The organism is Laedolimicola sp., from assembly GCF_051972735.1.
GTDB classification, from domain to species: Bacteria; Bacillota; Clostridia; order Lachnospirales; family Lachnospiraceae; genus Laedolimicola; species Laedolimicola intestinihominis.
This window is the reverse complement of the sequence record NZ_JBOKYU010000097.1, coordinates 1-640: the sequence shown is the minus strand read 5'-3', so window position 1 is coordinate 640 and position 640 is coordinate 1. Positions and strand designations below refer to the sequence as shown.

Annotated in this window: 1 protein-coding gene; it reads left to right on the top strand. The window is 47.3% G+C overall.

Going from position 1 to position 640, the window contains the following annotated elements; genetic code table 11:
- A partial coding sequence (locus tag ACTRC3_RS11745) for an AAA family ATPase (RefSeq protein WP_440323196.1) occupies positions 1-640 on the top strand: 640 nt, incomplete at both ends.

Here is a 640-nt window from a genome sequence, read left to right as displayed (position 1 = left end):
CCCAATGGTTGGAAGAGAAAACGAGGTGCAGAGAGTGATGGAGATTCTGGGACGCCGCAAGAAGAACAATCCTGTTCTCATTGGTGAACCAGGTGTGGGTAAGAGTGCAATCGTTGAAGGTTTAGCCCAACTCATCAAGAACCACCAGTCTGCCCCACTCCTCTTTGACAAGCGTGTCATCAGCCTGGATCTAACAGGTCTTGTTGCTGGCACCAAATATCGCGGTTCTTTCGAAGAACGTATCAAGGGAATCGTGAACGAACTGGAGACGCACCCGGAAATCATCCTGTTCATCGATGAAATTCATACACTCATTGGTGCCGGAGGAGCAGAAGGTGCCATGGACGCAGCCAACATCCTGAAACCGGCTCTGGCTCGTGGAGTAATACAATGTATCGGTGCAACAACACTGGACGAATATCGCAAGAGTATTGAGAAAGACGGTGCACTGGAACGACGATTCCAAAAGATAATCATCAATCCTACAACACCGGAGGAAACACTGCGGATACTTCATAACATCAAGGGTACCTATGAGAAATTCCATGAGGTTACCTATAGTGATGAAGCGTTGGAAACATGTGTTAAGCTGACCGACAGATATATTACAGACCGTTTCTTCCCAGATAAGGCTATAGAC